Source organism: Asinibacterium sp. OR53 (genome assembly GCF_000515315.1).
In the GTDB taxonomy this organism is placed as follows: domain Bacteria; phylum Bacteroidota; class Bacteroidia; order Chitinophagales; family Chitinophagaceae; genus Sediminibacterium.
Genome location: NZ_KI911562.1, coordinates 233514 through 249336 on the forward strand (window position 1 = coordinate 233514; position 15823 = coordinate 249336).

Consider the following 15823-nt stretch of genomic DNA (forward strand, 5'->3'; position numbering starts at 1 on the left):
AACTTATTTGAGTTATCCATTGGTGGAGAAGCCGGGATAGAGGGTCATGCCGCCATCACAGAAAACAGTGGTGCCGGTAATATAATCCGATTCGTCGCTTGCCAGCCAGGCCGCCAGTTTACCAATGTCTTCCGGTTGGCCGATGCGGTTATAGGGTATCAGTGTGAGTAGTTTGTTCAGCGCTTCGGGTGTTTCCCAGGCGGCGCGGTTGATGGGTGTTTGAATGGCGCCGGGGCCGATGCTGTTGACACGGATCTTTTTAGGCGCCAGCTCCTGCGCCATGCTTTTCATCAATAACATGATACCGCCCTTGGAGCTGGCATAGTTCACATGACCGCCCCAGGGGATGACTTCGTGTACGCTGCTCATGCAAATGATCTTGCCGGCGGCAACACTTCTCTCAGGTACAATGCCCCTGCGTAAAAACTCGCGCACCGCCTCTCTTGCACAAAGGAACTGCCCGGTAAGGTTGATATCGATGACCAGTTGCCAATCGGCGAGCGACATATTTTCAAAAGGGGAATCTTTTTGCAAGCCGGCATTGTTCACCAGTATATCGATGGTACCGAATTGCTTGTACATAGTTTGGAACATGGCCTGTACCTGGTCTTCCTTGCTCACATCTGCCTGCAAAGCAATAGCCGTACCACCATTGTTTTTGATTTCTGTTACAACGGCTTCTGCTGCTTCGGGATGGGTTACATAATTGACCACCACATTGGCGCCATCATTTGCCAGCGCAATAGCTACGGCTTTACCGATACCGCTGTTGGCGCCTGTAACCAGGGCGGACTGACCTTTTAGTTTGGGATTGGGATTCATGCGGAAGAATTAAGGTTCGATGATGCTGATGCTTGTTTAATGGTATTTGATCTTATATACAAGAATGATCAACGCAAAAATCAATGTGACTCCATTGGCTGCAGTAACCGGAATATTGGAAGTAAAAAGACCGAAGAGCAACCACAACAAAGTGCCGAAAGTGAACAAGCCATACATGGAAAGCGAGATACCCGAAGTATCGCGGGTTCTGATTGTTTTAATGGCCTGGGGAAGAAAAGAGACCGTGGTGCAAAAAGCCGCTGCAAGTCCCAATAGGGTTATCGGATTCATCGCTGGTTTTCAGGGAAGATAAGGCATTGTTACGCATTGCACAACAAAGGATATGAAAAAATAACTTTGATCCGGCTGTTATAATCGCTGCATCAGGTACCTTTTGCTGGTTTCAGCTAAGAGAATATAGATGGCAACAATGACCAGGTCTGCAATAATGATATGCACCGGTAACGGGTACAGGCTGAAAAACTTCCCTACCGGTAAATAGGGAATGAGAAAAGTGATGATGCAACAGCAGACAGCGGTAAGCAGCAGGTATTTGGAAGGTTTGCTTTTTATGAACGGACGTCTTGTTCTGATGATCAATACAATCAATGCTTGCGTAAGCAGGCTTTCCAGGAACCAGGCAGACCTGAACTGTGCAGGTGATGAATGGAACACGAACAATAAAACAAAAAAAGTCAGGAAGTCGAACATCGAGCTCAGCGTACCGAATACCATCATAAAACGTTTGATATACCTGATATCCCAGGTGCGCGGTTTCGCAACCAGTTCATCGTCTACATTATCGGAAGAGATACTGATAAACGGAAAATCAGATAAAAAATTATTCAGCAGTACCTGCACGGGCAATAAAGGCAGGAATGGCAGCAGGAGCGATGCAATGGCCATGCTGAGCATGCAACCAAAATTGGTACTGGTGGCCACGAATAAATATTTGAGGGTATTCATGAATGTTTTGCGGCCCTCCAGTACGCCTTCGCGCAAAACATCGATGTCCTTATCCAACAAAACCAGGTCAGCCGCTTCTTTGGCTACTTCAACCGCAGTATCGACAGATATGCCTACATCAGCGGCTTTCAGGGCGTTGGCGTCGTTGATGCCATCTCCCAGGTAGCCTACGGCATGTCCGGCTCTTTGCAGGGCTTTTACAATCCGTTCTTTTTCTGCGGGGATGATCTCCGCAAAAATATCCGTATCCAGCGCTTTCTGTTGCAAGGCTTCATCGGTGAGATTGGCCAGGTCTGACGAGGTTACGATTTTATCCGGTGAAAGTTGCATAGCCGAGGCAATATGCTTCGCAGCCAGGCGGTTATCGCCTGTAATAACTTTCAATGCAATACCTGTATTGCGCAAAGCAGTGATGGATTCAACGATACCCTTCTTAGGCGGGTCGTACAATACAATGAACCCGAGGAATACCATGTCTTTTTCATCGTCTTTACCGATACGGGTAGTACCTGTAATATTTTTATAGCAAACCCCAATCACCCGGAAGCCATTGCCGCTTAATGCAGCAAAGCGCTGTTTCAACTCATCCTTTACTTCTTCGATCGTACACCGGCTGACCCCTGCCCTTTCACAAAAGCTGCAAACCTGCAGGATATTGTCCACCGCTCCTTTGGTGATCAGGAGCTGCTCATCCCCGAAACTTACCGCCACACTCAGGCGCTTCCGTATGAAATCGTACGGCAATTCATCACACTTGGTGTAACCGGTAATATCCACTTCTTTTACCTGTCTTATGGCATCGTCCATAGGATTGGAAAAACCGGTTTCAAAATAAGCATTGAGGTAAGCATACAGCCACGCTTTATCGCTTCTGTTGCCGTTGAGATCGATGACCGATTCTATTTGTACCGCTCCTTCGGTGATGGTGCCCGTTTTATCGCTGCAAAGGATATCGATTTCTCCCAGGTTCTGAATGGCGCTTAATTTTTTTACGATCACTTTTTTAGCGGCCATTCGTTTGGCTCCTGCAGACAGGGTGATGGTAGTAATAACGGGTAACAATTCCGGTGTTAACCCTATGGCCAACGCAAGTGCAAAAAGAATGGAATCGATAAAGGGTTTGTGGAGAATGATATTGAAGATCAAAATGGCGCCCGTTGCTATGATGGTTAGGCGCATCAACAGGTACCCGAATTTCATGATGCCTATTTCAAAAGCATTGACAGACATCTCGCTTTCGAGTGAGGAAGCTATTTTTCCCAACTCGGTATATTTGCCTGCATTGGCGGTTAACACAACAGCGCTGCCGCTGACCACACTGCTGCCTTTGAATACCGAATTGCCGACAGCACTTAGTGGAGCATCGGGTTTACAGGTGCCGCTGTTTTTTTCTACCGGAAAAGCTTCTCCCGTTAAGATGGATTCATTTACATGCAGGTTGTTCGACTCAAGTATCAATGCATCGGAAGGGATCATACAGCCGGCGCTCAATAACACAATATCTCCTGTTACCACTTCGTCTGCCGGGATCTCTTCTTCTTTGCCCTCTCTCCGTACCCACACTTTGCTGTGTACCAGTGCGCGCAGTTTTTCAACGGCCCTGCCGGCATTCCGTTCCTGGAAAAAGCCGAATATACCGGTTGACAATAATACGATCAGTACAATGATCCCGTCTGAATATTCCTTCAGGATCAGCGAAAGAAAGACGGCAAAGATCAATAACAGGACCAGCGGGTTTTTGTATTGCGCCAGCAGCAGTTTGGCATCCCGGCGCCAGGGTTGCACAACTTTGTTCGCTTTTCTTTGCCGGCTCAGGCGGGCATTCGCTTCATTTTCACTTAAACCAGGTAAACCGGATCCGGTTCTTTTGAAAAGTGTTTCCTGGTCAATACTCCAGAAATGTGCTATCAGGTCTTCGTTCAGCATAGGCTTCTGTTACGATAACGGAACAGAGGTCGCTTTTATTGTTTTTCAAATCTCCCTGTTGCTTCCTGGATCCTGATACGGTACAAGACAGTTTTGACCCTTGTACTGTCATCCACTTTCGTTTTTGTTTCGTGTTCGTGCGGGTGGATGGTGCTGCTGGTGGACAAAGGAAATACGCGGTCAAAAAGAATTTCCCTTGCCTTTTTTGCTTCCGCCCCTTCCAGTTCTTCAAACTTTCCGTAAATGACCACGCTTTGCCAATTGCGCATATCGGTTATCATGTCGACCTCGAAACAAACTTTCGGATTCTTGCGAAGGATGTCCAGCTTTTTCCCTTCGTTTGTTTGTCCGTAAATAAAATCACCGTCGTACGCATAGGTTACAGGGGTGATATAGGGCTCTTTCCCGTTACTGCAGGCGAGCCTGCCGATTACCTGGCTATGCAGGATGTTTGTTATAGCCGCTTCTTTCAGTTCACCTAACATGGGTTGCTGTTTTAAGATTGTGGTTCAAATGTACCCGCAGTCCGGCGCCCTTTTCATGACAACAATCAAATCAACTGGTGATGATTGTCACTGACTGTTGGATTTCTGGCCAGGCTTCTGTAATTTGGCTTTAGCGGTAAGTCCATTACATATAGTTATGCTTATTTAAATATCATGACAGATAAATCAATTGTGAAAGAACGACAGCAACCGTTAATGAGCACTTATCTTGAAAACCCCGGTGCTGCCTGGATTACAGATGTAGCTATTATAGAGGGAAAAGACCTTAACGATCCGCTTCATACTTCCGTCTCGATTAACGAGGAACTTACATTAGATTTTCCAATAGGAGTACATAGGGCTGTTGGCGGCTATCACGATTTCCCCAATCCGGGCGACTTACTTTGCGCTGCAACTACTTCTTTGAAAAGGCTCAGTTTTTTTATTCGAAAATGATAAGGCTTCATTCATACATTACTTCATATTGAGTTATTCGATTGCTTACATCTTCTGTAACAATTCTTTTAATATCTGCAAGCATTTGACTCATATACGGGAGTTTGTATTGTTTTACTAAGTCAATGTGTTCTGAATATGTCTTTGGTAATTATTGTATCTCTTGGGAAATCCCCTTTGCTAAATTTGTAAGCCATTTCATTACCTGTATTACATTCATATTTGTTTCCTGGCTCATATTCCTGACAAAAGCACTATCTCCTTGTAGTTGTATTTGTTTTTCCAGGATCAGGTTTACCCTTTCAAGTAACGGGTTATTAAGTCTGATAATTTTTCTTATTTCTCGACCAATTACTATAGCTGCAATTTCCTGTAAGCTTTGTTCATTGAAAGTTGCCTCATCTGTCATAAACAGATCTAGGTTTTCATCGCTGTAAATCAAGTCTGAATGAAGATCAAAGAAATGGTTGATGATGTTGGCAATATCCCTTGAATCCTTAAGCCTTTGATCCGGTCTGTCGTCAAATGCAATGAGTTTCAATAATACAATGGAAGGGAGCGTAGCCACCTGGAATGTATGTCCTGTTTCCATGATTACTTCCTGTGTACCGGTATCATATACTTCTTTAAACCCGTTAACTTTTATACTTGTCAACCCTGCACCCTCCAGTTGTATGCTGTCATCTATTTCAATTTCACCAAAAGGAAGAATATCGACCTGCACACCACCCAGTGTAATCATAACAAAGGAATTCGCTTTTGTTTCTTGAAAATGTTTATGATCTTTGAGGTATTGTCTTACTGTTTCATACTCGGCCTTACTTCCCACCATTGCCGCGAAATCAACATCTTTTGTTTTCCTGAACTCTTTGTTTCCCCGTGCATACCAGATATCCCGTGCAATCGCACCTATCAGATAATAATCAATGTTTAAATGTTTGAATACTTCTTCCAACGCATCAAAAACTTCTTTTAATTCCCCTTCCTTAACGTCGTTCAAATTCATCTCTTAAATATTTATCGTAAATGATTTGTGCAGTTTCTATACATCTTGGATCATCTGTTATTACCAGGTCAGCATATACCAGTATCAGTGGGGCGGTATTCAAATTATCTTCAGCAATAAATTTTTCGTTCCAGAACTTTCTATATATCTCTATATTTCCTTTCGCATCAGGAATAAACTTGAATCTGCGTAACATATCAGTTTTGACGAGTGTAGTGTACAGCGTATAAATTTCCGGGTGTAGGTATTTCGTTATTCTTTCTGCTGCTGGTTCTCCACCTACAGTTATTTCATCATTAATAAATGCAGGGCCGAAAAGGTTATGTGCAGTGTCATTATTAGTAAACCTGAAATTACCTATGAGCAGCGCCGGTTTAAGTATTTCCCGGTATCCCGCTATCCATCTTTCCAGCAATGCCTTTTTATTTTGAAGTAGGCATTTTCTATCATCCATCCGCAATATGTAACCTGCTTCTTTTAATCCATCAATGATATATTTGATATTACCTAAAGCTATGCCTGTGATTTCTGCGGTCTGGCGGTAAGGTTGATTGAGTGCATGTTCGTTTAGCATCAGGTAAAAAACCGCTTTCAAACCTGTTTTGGTAAATGCCCGGTTGGTCACCGCCTTTTTCTTGTCCTCTTTCTGTTTATTCCCTTCCTGCCATATCATAATATTATCGTGATCAAGGTATATATTGCCTGCTGTATCAAGGTAACCGATGCCTTTTTTTCGTAACTGTTCTTTCGTAGCCGGGTATATCCGGTCTGCTACAATCATGTAGGGTTCATATTTTTTAGCCCTGGCTTCTATATCGGGTAACTGGTAGGGTTTTATTTCTTTTTTGATCTCGGCAAAAACACGCATATGCTTATTGCGAAAATCAAAATCTATTTCCCCATCCTCCCGGTAAATTGTAGGTTTGAACTTCCCTTGAAACCCGGTTTGAGTAAACAGATTATCTAAAGCCTCTATTACAATGTCTTCTGTGTTCATTTTTTATTAATGTTCATTTTCAGTGAACAAGCAAATATAATGAACAAAATGTAAGATAACAATTAAATTATGCGACATGTTCATTTATTTACAATGTTCATTATCAGTGAACAAGTGGTATAAGTGAACAGTACGAATGGGCCTGATGGTGTCGCAAATTGCGATGCCCCGATTTCAGCCTCATTTACAATGAGTTGCATTTGAGGTAAAAAAGCAGGTTGAAATTCTTGCCTAACATAACACATGATTTCAGGTTAAAATTAGAACCGGAATTACCCTTAGAAAATGCATGTTCAAAAACAGAACATGTTAATTTACAGTGCGTTGGAGTATGTTTAGTGAGTCACATTATAAAAAAATTACTACTCATGAATTACTCACTGGAAATATGGGCTTCTATGTACATTTTGAGCGATAGTCAAAAATGAAAAAGCCCGTAAACATTGAATTTGCGGGCTTTTGCTTCATTTTAAATTGTAACCTGGCAGAGAGGAAGGGATTCGAACCCTCGATACGGTTTCCCGTATACACACTTTCCAGGCGTGCTCCTTCAACCACTCGGACACCTCTCTGTGCTTTTTTAGGACGGCAAAAATAAAGCTTCGTGACTCAGTTTCCGAATATTTTTTGAGCATTGGCCGTGGTAATGGTCGCTATTTCTTCTACGGTTACCCCTTTTACTTCTGCCAACTTCTCCACCACATATTGCAAATAACTGCTTTCATTGCGTTTGCCCCTGAAGGGAACAGGGGTAAGATAAGGTGCATCTGTTTCGAGCACCAGGTATTCCATACGAACCTTTTCCAGCGCTGCCGGCAGGCCCGCATTCTTATAAGTGAGTACCCCACCGATACCCAGCATAAAACCCATATCCGTGATCTGCTTCGCCGATTCGGTACTGCCGCTGAAACAATGAAAAATACCCCTGAGTCCCTTTACAGCAAAGGGTTTTACCATTTCAATGGTCTCCTGCATAGCATTGCGGGTGTGGATCACAATGGGCAGGTTACGCTTCAAAGCCCATTGCATTTGCAGCGTAAATGCTTCCTGCTGTTCTTTGGTATAAGTCTTATCCCAATAATAATCAAGGCCAATCTCCCCAACAGCAACAAAGGGCCTTTTCTCCAGCCATTCTTCCACTACCGCCAGTTCGTTGCGGTATCCTGCATTCACCGAACAGGGATGCAGCCCCATCATCGCCACACAAACGCCCGGATACCTTGCTTCAAGGTCCAGCATGGCTTTGTGGGTGCTATCATCGATCGCAGGTAAATAAAACCGGGAAACACCGTATTGCACGGCGCGTTCTATCACAACATCTATATCTGCCGCAAACTCGGCTGAATACAAATGGCAATGGGTATCTATCAGGTTCATGATGCAAAAATCAAAACTCACAACTGAAATGTCAAAAATGGTTTTGTATGCTGGCTTTTAGATGCTTTCAAACCGGTATCCTTCCTGTTTAAAATGAGCCAAAACGCGCGGTAATGCATATTGCAGGCGATCCCATGCTTTGGCGCTGTCATGAAATACAATGATGGAGCCGGGTTTGGCATATTGTAATACATACGACAAACTCGTTTCGGGTGAAAGGCCGGTATCAAAATCACCGCTCAGCACAGACCACATGATCACACGCATGTTTGGATGTGCCGCTTTCAATTGCCGGTACTGCGAACGGCGGATCCTTCCATACGGGGGTCTGAAAAGCGTTGAATGGATATGTTCAGCAGCGAGGTTGATATCCTTGATATACGCTTGGTCAGGGGTTTTCCATCCATTCAAGTGATGCTGGGTATGGTTGCCAACAGCATGTCCTTCGCGGATGATCCGCTCGTAAATAGCGGGGTGAGCCATCACGTTCTTGCCAATGCAAAAAAAACTCGCTTTGGCGCCATATTGTTGCAGTTGGTCGAGTACAAAAGGCGTGGCCGTTTCATGCGGACCATCATCGAAACTCAAATACAGTACTTTCTCTTTTACAGGTATCTGCCAAACCAGCTTTGGATACAAAGCACGTAACCACCATGGGGTATGAACGAGGTACATAGTATAAAGATAACGCGTCTCTTCTAATCGTCATCCTGAGCGAGCGAAGCGAGTCGAAGGACCTGCTGAACATTCGGGCAGATCCCTCGGCTGCCCCTTCGACTCGCTTCGCTCGCTCAGGGTGACGTTGCTCGGGATGACGATCAAAGGAAATCGCCATTAGTCTTTTATCTTTGCGGCATGAACAGCAGAAAAGTGCGCGTACGTTTCGCCCCCTCGCCTACGGGCGGTCTCCACCTGGGTGGCGTGAGAACCGTTTTATTCAATTATCTCTTTGCCAAACAACACGGCGGTGATTTTATCCTTAGGATAGAAGACACCGACCAGACCCGCTTTGTTCCCGGTGCCGAAGCTTATATTTTCAATACCCTCAACTGGTGCGGACTCACACCTGATGAGAGCCCTGTTCATGGTGGCCCCTTTGCACCTTATCGCCAGAGCGAAAGAAAAGCCAGTTACCGTGCGTATGCCGAAGAACTGGTAAAGAACGGATACGCATACTATGCTTTCGATACACCCGAAGAGCTGGAACAGATGCGTGCCCAGTTTAAAACAGCAGAGAACCCATCGCCGCAATACAACCAGCACATACGTACCAAAATGCGTAACTCACTCACACTCGATGCAGCTGCTGTTGCTCAATTGCTGAAAGAGGGTATTCCGCATGTGATACGCATCAAAATGCCCGAACAGGAAACCGTTCACTTCACCGATATGATTCGTGGTGAAGTATCGTTCCATACTTCTCAGGTAGATGATAAAGTACTACTGAAAGCAGACGGCATGCCCACTTATCATCTCGCCGTAGTGGTGGATGATTACCTGATGCAGATCAGTCACGCTTTCCGCGGGGAAGAATGGCTTCCCTCTGCACCGGTGCATTTGTTGTTATGGAAATACCTGGGATGGGAAGCGCAGATGCCGCAATGGGCGCACCTGCCCCTGATCCTCAAACCCGAAGGCAATGGCAAACTGAGCAAACGCGATGGCGACCGTCTCGGGTTCCCGGTATTTGCGATGGACTGGACAGATCCCAAATCGAACGAGCTCACCATTGGCTTCAAAGAGCGGGGATTCCTGCCCGAAGCTTTTGTGAACCTGCTGGCCATGTTAGGCTGGAACGATGGTACCGACCAGGAAATTTTTTCGCTCGATGAATTGGTGGAGAAATTTTCTATCGAACGCGTGCACAAAGCCGGTGCGAAATTCGATTATGAGAAAGCCAAATGGTTCAACCACGAGTGGATCAAACGCACCGAAGCGCGGCATCTCCTCCCTGCTGTAAAAGAAATATTGGCCGCCGACCGCATGATGGTTACCGATGACGCCCTGTTAGCAAAAATCATCGACCTCGTTAAAGAACGTTGCACCCTGTTAACCGATTTTACACAACAAGCTTCTTTCTTTTTTGCACTGCCCGCAGAGATGGATATTGCTGCTGTAAAACCCAAATGGGACGACAAGAAAAATCTTTTCTTCACAGAACTGATACGCAGTTTCCAACTCAGCACACTATGGGAAGCGGGCGGTCTCGAAGCCACTTTCAAAGAACTGGCTGCCGCCAACCAACTCAAACCCGGAGAACTGATGCTACCCCTGCGTATTATGCTGGTAGGGGGCAAATACGGTCCGGGCGTATTCGACATTGCGGCTATACTGGGCAAAGAAGAGACCATCAGGCGCATCACACACACGCTCTCTTTATTGGAACATGCCTGAGCAACGGTACATTTTCGTACTTTGGGCGCTTATGAAATCTAAAACACTTGCATGGCTGCTGGCGCTTTGTTGCGCAACCGTATCACTCTCTGCCCAACACAACAAACTCACGGTGTTCGGTTATTTTGCAGGAAGAGCTACCATGATCGATAGCTTCCCGGTAGAAAAACTCACCCATCTCTGCTTCAGCTTCACCCATCTCAAAGGGAATCATATGGCGCTGATGAACGCGCGCGACAGCGCTTCACTGATCCGCTGTGTTGCACAGAAAAAAAGAAACCCGAACCTGAAAGTGATTGTATCGTTAGGTGGATGGACGGGTTGCTTCACCTGTTCTGAAGTGTTTTCAACCGACAGCACGCGGAAACAATTTGCTTCATCGGCCAAACAACTGTTGCAGGATTTCGGTGCAGATGGCATTGACCTCGACTGGGAATATCCTACTATCAAAGGCGCACCCGGCCATCCTTATTCACCCGATGATAAAGAACATTTTACACAACTCATCAAAACCTTGCGCGACAGCCTGGGCAAACAAAAAGAGATCAGTTTTGCCGCCGGAGGTTTTAGCAAATACATCAATGAATCGGTTGACTGGAAGGCCGTGGCGCCGCTGGTTAACAGGATCAACCTCATGACCTACGACCTCATCACCGGTTATGATACGGTTACCGGTCATCATACTGCACTGTATTCCACTCCACAACAGCTCGAGTCATGCGATAACGCCGTGAAAATGCTGCTTGCTAAAAAAGTACCTGCCCGCAAACTATTGATCGGCGCGGCATTCTATGCGCGCATCTGGGAAAATGTAGCGCCCGATAACGACGGACTGCGTGGCCACGGTAAATTTTTTCGTGGTATTTCTTACAGTGGTTTCAACCGTTTCTTATCAACCGACAGCGGCTTCGTGCGCCATTGGGATACCGCAACAGCTGCGCCGTATATGTACAATGCCGGCAAAAAATGGTTTGTTACTTTCGACGACAGCACTTCTATTACCATGAAGACGAACTACGTCATCCAGCACAAACTCAATGGCATCATGTTCTGGCAACTGGCCGATGACCGGTTCACCAATGGCCTGCTCGATGTGATAGATGAAGTAAAGCGGAAGCGATGAACCCGATATTGCTTATTTTTGTTGCACCATGCAAAAGAACGATCGCCCCATACGAGTACTTGTTGCCAAGGTAGGTCTCGATGGCCACGACCGCGGCGCCAAAGTAATTGCCACCGCCCTGCGCGATGCCGGTATGGAAGTTATTTATACCGGTTTGAGGCAAACACCTGAAATGGTGGTGAACGCAGCCTTACAGGAAGACGTAGACGCCATCGGCATCAGCATCCTCAGCGGCGCGCACATGACGGTTTTCTCCAAGATCATTCAACTGCTCAAAGAAAAAAATATGCATGATGTACTGCTCACCGGCGGCGGCATCATACCGGAAGACGACATCAAACAATTGAATGAAATGGGTGTGGGTATGCTTTTTGCCCCGGGCACTCCTACAACAGCTATTGCCGATTATATCCGGCAATGGGTAGCTGCACACAGACCATTTTAACGATCAAACCATCTTTGTTTAAAACCAGCAACATGTACCATACATTGCTCACTTCCCTCGACAATGGCATCCTTACCATTACCATCAACCGTCCCGATAAACTCAACGCATTGAACAGCCAGGTGATGCAGGAACTGGACGAGGCACTGACTGAATTGCTCAATCAAAGCGAGGTGAGATCTGTGATTATTACCGGATCGGGCAGCAAATCTTTTGTTGCCGGGGCGGATATCGCGGAATTCGTTGGACTGGATACTGCACAAGGCATGCAGCTGGCGCAAAAAGGACAAGCCATTTTTGCACGGATCGAACAATCTCCTAAACCCATTGTTGCCTGCGTGAATGGGTTTGCATTAGGCGGTGGTTGCGAGCTGGCCATGAGTTGTCATTTCAGGATTGCATCGGACAACGCCAAATTCGGCCAGCCTGAAGTGAACCTCGGACTCATTCCAGGTTATGGCGGTACACAACGCCTGGTGCAATTGATTGGAAAAGGAAGAGCACTGGAACTGCTCATGAGCGGTGAAATGATCGATGCACAAAAGGCATGGCAATACGGACTGGTGAATGCGGTAGTGCCGCAGGAAGAACTGCTGGCCAAAGCCACGGCTATTCTTCAAACCATCAACAGCAAAGCGCCATTGGCAGTAGCCAAATGCATTGAAGCGGCCAATGCCGTGTTCGATGAAACGAAGAATGGTTACGCGGTAGAGGTAGCTGCTTTTGGAGAATGTTTCGATACAGCCGATATGAAAGAAGGCACCAGCGCTTTTCTTGAAAAAAGAAAACCCCGCTTTACCGGAAATTAAAAAAAATCTTAGCCCTGGGCTTAAAGCCCAGGGCTAAGAAATAATCAATATCCAAACAATTCGGCGAGTGATAGTTTTTTCACATCGCCTATCTTTTTCATATCCTCCTCTTTCAATTTCTTCTCAGACGCCACAATGCAATAAGTATAAGGTTGCCGCGAGAGATCGGTATCATGCAGGCCCTTGATATCACTGAACTGGATCGAAGCGGCCTGTTCATACACATCTTTTCTCAGATCGTGATCCACACCTTTTTTCAGGTTGGCAAGATAGCTGGATACAATGTTCTCTTTGGTAATGCGTTCTGTTTCATAATCTTTCAACAGGCTCTTCTTTGCATTATCGAAATTCTGCGCTGCTTCGGGAAGATTATTCAACAGGTCGTTCATGCCGGCAACAGCTTCATTGAACTTATCTGCCTGGCAACCTACATAAGACATGAATGCGAACCGGTCTTCTTTTTTAGCAGGTGTTTGGAGTACTGCAAAAGTTGAATAAGCCAGCGCTTTCGATTCCCGTATGGTTTGGAATACAATGGCACCCATTCCAAATCCGAAATAGTTATTGAAAATACCGGTTACCGCTTCTTTCTTAGGATCATACGCATCCAGGTTCCTTACCCAGAAAATCTCCGACTGCACCATATCATAATCGGCAAACAGGACTTCATTTTTGGCCTGCGTTCTGCGGATAAATTTAGCCGGCGCTGAGGCAGCCATCCATGCAGCCGGAAGCTGGTGTATTTTAGCAATATCGGTTGCAAACGCAGCCAATGGTTTAGGGCCGTAATAAATAACCCTGTGCTGGTAATTGAACAGGTTATGCAGGATGTTTACCAGGTCTGCCGCTTTGATATCTTTGATCTCTGCGTCTGTTAAAGTATAATTGAAAGGATTTTTTTCTCCATACACACCGTAGTTGCGGAGCGCCGTCATGATCATACTTTTGTTGAGCTTATTATTGGCCCTTGCGCGCATGAGACGGTTCTTCATTCCTTCCAGCGCTGCTTCATCGGCTTTGCAATTGCGCACCAGGTCTTCAAGCAAAGTAGATGCTTTATCAAAATTCTCCTGCAAGCCATTCAGGGAAACCGTTGTTTCTTCATTGCCCGCATTCGCATTGAAACTGCAAGCCAGGTTGTAAAACGCTTTGCTGATATCTTCGGAAGATTTTTTCTCCGTACCAATGAATTGCAGGTACTGCAATGCCAAAGGCAACAGCTTATCATTCCATCCACCCATATCAAACCTGTACTGCAGGTTGAAAAGGCCATTGTCTTTGTTGGGCACATACAATACTTCCGCCTTTCCTGCTTTAGCACGCTGCATATCTGTTGCAAAATTCAGCCATACAGGTTTTACAGGCGCCATAGACATACCGTTGATGGCTTTTACAAAAGGCGATTGTTTATCTGCATTGGTCTCTACCGGTGTAATCGGTGGCTTCTCTACTTTTACCACATCTTTGGCCTCACCTTTTCGTTTGTACAACAAAACATAGTTATTGGGATGAAAGAATTGATTGGCAAATGCCACCAGTTCTTCCTTGGTTACTTTACCCATCTTATCCAGCACAGCCACATCATCATTCCACAACAGCCCTTTGTTTTTGATGAATCCATCGGTGATCTCTTCCACACGGTTGGCATTGTTTTCCAGTCCCTGTAACTGTTGCAGTTTATAATTGGCTACAATGGCCTTGATCAGTGAAGCATCGAAATTTCCTTTCTTCAGGATATCCAATTGCCCCATCACCAGGTCTTTGGCTTCTTCGAGTGTCTGTCCCTGTTTGGGCGAAGCGTTGATGATGAACACGCCATAATCTTTGTACTGTCTCACACCCGCATTGGAACGAAGTACTTTCTGTTGTTTGTTGAGGTTGAGGTCTAACAGGCCGGCTTTGCCGTTCGACAATACAGAAGAGGTGAGATCGGCCAGCAATGCCTCTTTTGAATTGGCAGGTCCCACCCTGAAATCGAGTTGCAGGCTTTCAGCGCTGGGTCCGAAAATATCTTTTACCGTTGACTCGGTGATGGGTTTTTCCGGTGAAGGCTTATATTCCTGGATCGGCTTGGCGTTCATGTAAGAGAATTTAGCATCGATGAGCCGAATGGTTTTATCGGGATCCAGGTCGCCCGACATTACGATGGCCATATTGTTGGGCACATAGTATTTATGGTAATAATCACGGATAGCATTGATGGAAGGATTTTTCAAATGCTCGATGGTACCGATGGTAGTTTGCTGTCCGTAATTGTGTGTGGGGAACAGGTAGAAATGAGAAGCTTCCTGTATTTTCCAGGCATCTTCATCGAGCGAGCGGTTCTTCTCTTCATATACTGCTTCCAGCTCTGTATGAAAGATGCGCAGTATCGGGTTACGGAATCGCTCGGCCTGCAGGCCTACGAATTTTTCCAGCGCATTGGAAGGAATATCTTCTTCGTATACGGTCTCTTCCACCCAGGTATGTGCATTGGAACCCTGGCCGCCCATGGCTGCCATCATTTTATCATACTCATTGGCAATGGCATATTTCGCTGCTTCGCCGGATGTTTTGTCGATCTCTTTGTATATCTCTTTCCTGGCAGCTTCATCTTTGGTGGAATTGTACTGTTCGTATAACGCATCTATCTTATCGAGATAAGGCTTTTCTTTGGCCCAGTCGAGCGTACCGTATTTATCAGTTCCTTTGAACAGCAGGTGCTCAAGGTAGTGAGCCAGTCCGGTATGATCTCTGGGGTCGGTATTACTGCCCGCTCTTACCGGGATGCGCACGGCAATACGGGGTTCTTTTTTGTTGACCGATAATACAACAGTGAGCCCGTTCCTGAGGGTATAGAACCGGGCATGCATGGGGTCGTTGGTCACATATTTGTACGTGTAGCCCCCGGATGTGGCCTGTTTCCATTCATATTGGGGTTGCGCAAAATTCACCTGGACAATCATGACCAGTGCAACAAACCCAATCGATTTGATCCATTTCATAAGTACAGTTTTAGTCGGGTAAGGTAAAAAATT

Annotated in this window: 14 protein-coding genes and 1 tRNA gene; 5 read left to right on the forward strand and 10 right to left on the reverse strand. The window is 45.7% G+C overall.

Features of this window, described 5'->3' with window-relative positions:
• Positions 1-12: 12 nt before the first annotated feature.
• The 4 genes from SEDOR53_RS0101060 to SEDOR53_RS0101075 all read right to left on the reverse strand — a co-directional run bounded on the left by SEDOR53_RS0101060 (position 13) and on the right by SEDOR53_RS0101075 (position 4199).
• Entirely contained in the window at positions 13-822 is an 810-nt protein-coding gene (locus SEDOR53_RS0101060) for an SDR family oxidoreductase (RefSeq protein WP_026768041.1), read from the reverse strand.
• A gap of 36 nt (positions 823-858) precedes the next feature.
• Positions 859-1113 carry a SemiSWEET transporter gene (locus SEDOR53_RS18795; RefSeq protein ID WP_026773633.1) on the reverse strand — a complete coding sequence of 85 codons (255 nt, stop codon included), beginning with the start codon at positions 1111-1113 and terminating at the stop codon, positions 859-861.
• A gap of 78 nt (positions 1114-1191) precedes the next feature.
• Positions 1192-3714, reverse strand: coding sequence for a magnesium-translocating P-type ATPase (mgtA, locus tag SEDOR53_RS0101070; RefSeq protein WP_026768043.1), 2523 nt, complete (start codon positions 3712-3714; stop codon positions 1192-1194).
• Positions 3715-3749: 35 nt separating this feature from the next.
• Entirely contained in the window at positions 3750-4199 is a 450-nt protein-coding gene (locus tag SEDOR53_RS0101075; RefSeq protein ID WP_026768044.1) for a pyridoxamine 5'-phosphate oxidase family protein, read from the reverse strand.
• 174 nt (positions 4200-4373) lie between these two features.
• Between SEDOR53_RS0101075 and SEDOR53_RS16740 the strand changes: the two genes are divergently transcribed.
• Complete coding sequence (locus SEDOR53_RS16740; RefSeq protein WP_051416430.1) at positions 4374-4655, forward strand: hypothetical protein; 282 nt, start codon at positions 4374-4376, stop codon at positions 4653-4655.
• Positions 4656-4806: 151 nt separating this feature from the next.
• Here the strand turns inward: SEDOR53_RS16740 and SEDOR53_RS0101085 are convergent, their stop codons facing one another.
• From SEDOR53_RS0101085 to SEDOR53_RS0101105, 5 genes are all read right to left on the reverse strand, one after another.
• Positions 4807-5661 (reverse strand): nucleotidyl transferase AbiEii/AbiGii toxin family protein, encoded by an 855-nt coding sequence (locus SEDOR53_RS0101085; protein ID WP_026768045.1) that lies wholly within the window; start codon positions 5659-5661, stop codon positions 4807-4809.
• Positions 5642-6658, reverse strand: a complete 1017-nt coding sequence (locus SEDOR53_RS0101090; RefSeq protein ID WP_026768046.1) for a type IV toxin-antitoxin system AbiEi family antitoxin — start codon at positions 6656-6658, stop codon at positions 5642-5644. Before SEDOR53_RS0101090 ends, SEDOR53_RS0101085 begins: the two co-directional genes overlap by 20 nt.
• A gap of 482 nt (positions 6659-7140) precedes the next feature.
• Positions 7141-7230: transfer RNA gene (locus SEDOR53_RS0101095), tRNA-Ser, on the reverse strand.
• A gap of 37 nt (positions 7231-7267) precedes the next feature.
• Positions 7268-8035 (reverse strand): TatD family hydrolase, encoded by a 768-nt coding sequence (locus SEDOR53_RS0101100; protein WP_026768047.1) that lies wholly within the window; start codon positions 8033-8035, stop codon positions 7268-7270.
• Positions 8036-8092: 57 nt separating this feature from the next.
• Complete coding sequence (locus SEDOR53_RS0101105) at positions 8093-8710, reverse strand: polysaccharide deacetylase family protein (protein ID WP_026768048.1); 618 nt, start codon at positions 8708-8710, stop codon at positions 8093-8095.
• Positions 8711-8890: 180 nt separating this feature from the next.
• Here SEDOR53_RS0101105 and gltX point away from each other — a divergent pair, with 180 nt between their 5' ends.
• Genes gltX through SEDOR53_RS0101125 form a run of 4 tightly spaced genes read left to right on the forward strand, consistent with a single transcriptional unit; the run spans position 8891 to position 12806 of the window.
• Complete coding sequence (gene gltX / locus SEDOR53_RS0101110; RefSeq protein WP_026768049.1) at positions 8891-10429, forward strand: glutamate--tRNA ligase; 1539 nt, start codon at positions 8891-8893, stop codon at positions 10427-10429.
• Positions 10430-10460: 31 nt separating this feature from the next.
• Positions 10461-11552: a glycoside hydrolase family 18 protein gene (locus SEDOR53_RS0101115; RefSeq protein WP_026768050.1), complete on the forward strand. Its 1092-nt coding sequence runs from the start codon at positions 10461-10463 to the stop codon at positions 11550-11552.
• A gap of 28 nt (positions 11553-11580) precedes the next feature.
• Complete coding sequence (locus SEDOR53_RS0101120; protein WP_026768051.1) at positions 11581-11997, forward strand: cobalamin B12-binding domain-containing protein; 417 nt, start codon at positions 11581-11583, stop codon at positions 11995-11997.
• A 32-nt stretch (positions 11998-12029) separates the two neighbouring features.
• The gene (locus tag SEDOR53_RS0101125; RefSeq protein WP_026768052.1) at positions 12030-12806 is read left to right on the forward strand and encodes an enoyl-CoA hydratase/isomerase family protein; all 777 of its coding nucleotides are present in this window, start codon (positions 12030-12032) and stop codon (positions 12804-12806) included.
• A 44-nt stretch (positions 12807-12850) separates the two neighbouring features.
• Here SEDOR53_RS0101125 and SEDOR53_RS0101130 read toward each other — a convergent pair whose 3' ends face one another.
• Complete coding sequence (locus tag SEDOR53_RS0101130; protein WP_026768053.1) at positions 12851-15790, reverse strand: pitrilysin family protein; 2940 nt, start codon at positions 15788-15790, stop codon at positions 12851-12853.
• Between the last annotated feature and the right edge of the window lie 33 nt (positions 15791-15823).

What these genes read in the sequence shown, in the direction of transcription:
- SEDOR53_RS0101085 (WP_026768045.1), bottom strand. Translation starts at nt 5,661, where the DNA reads ATGAATTTGAACGACGTTAAGGAAGGGGAATTAAAAGAAGTTTTTGAT.
- SEDOR53_RS0101090 (WP_026768046.1), bottom strand. Translation starts at nt 6,658, where the DNA reads ATGAACACAGAAGACATTGTAATAGAGGCTTTAGATAATCTGTTTACT.
- SEDOR53_RS18795 (WP_026773633.1), bottom strand. Translation starts at nt 1,113, where the DNA reads ATGAATCCGATAACCCTATTGGGACTTGCAGCGGCTTTTTGCACCACG.
- SEDOR53_RS0101120 (WP_026768051.1), top strand. Translation starts at nt 11,581, where the DNA reads ATGCAAAAGAACGATCGCCCCATACGAGTACTTGTTGCCAAGGTAGGT.
- SEDOR53_RS0101075 (WP_026768044.1), bottom strand. Translation starts at nt 4,199, where the DNA reads ATGTTAGGTGAACTGAAAGAAGCGGCTATAACAAACATCCTGCATAGC.
- SEDOR53_RS0101060 (WP_026768041.1), bottom strand. Translation starts at nt 822, where the DNA reads ATGAATCCCAATCCCAAACTAAAAGGTCAGTCCGCCCTGGTTACAGGC.
- mgtA (WP_026768043.1), bottom strand. Translation starts at nt 3,714, where the DNA reads ATGCTGAACGAAGACCTGATAGCACATTTCTGGAGTATTGACCAGGAA.
- SEDOR53_RS0101130 (WP_026768053.1), bottom strand. Translation starts at nt 15,790, where the DNA reads ATGAAATGGATCAAATCGATTGGGTTTGTTGCACTGGTCATGATTGTC.
- SEDOR53_RS0101100 (WP_026768047.1), bottom strand. Translation starts at nt 8,035, where the DNA reads ATGAACCTGATAGATACCCATTGCCATTTGTATTCAGCCGAGTTTGCG.
- gltX (WP_026768049.1), top strand. Translation starts at nt 8,891, where the DNA reads ATGAACAGCAGAAAAGTGCGCGTACGTTTCGCCCCCTCGCCTACGGGC.
- SEDOR53_RS0101115 (WP_026768050.1), top strand. Translation starts at nt 10,461, where the DNA reads ATGAAATCTAAAACACTTGCATGGCTGCTGGCGCTTTGTTGCGCAACC.
- SEDOR53_RS16740 (WP_051416430.1), top strand. Translation starts at nt 4,374, where the DNA reads ATGACAGATAAATCAATTGTGAAAGAACGACAGCAACCGTTAATGAGC.
- SEDOR53_RS0101125 (WP_026768052.1), top strand. Translation starts at nt 12,030, where the DNA reads ATGTACCATACATTGCTCACTTCCCTCGACAATGGCATCCTTACCATT.
- SEDOR53_RS0101105 (WP_026768048.1), bottom strand. Translation starts at nt 8,710, where the DNA reads ATGTACCTCGTTCATACCCCATGGTGGTTACGTGCTTTGTATCCAAAG.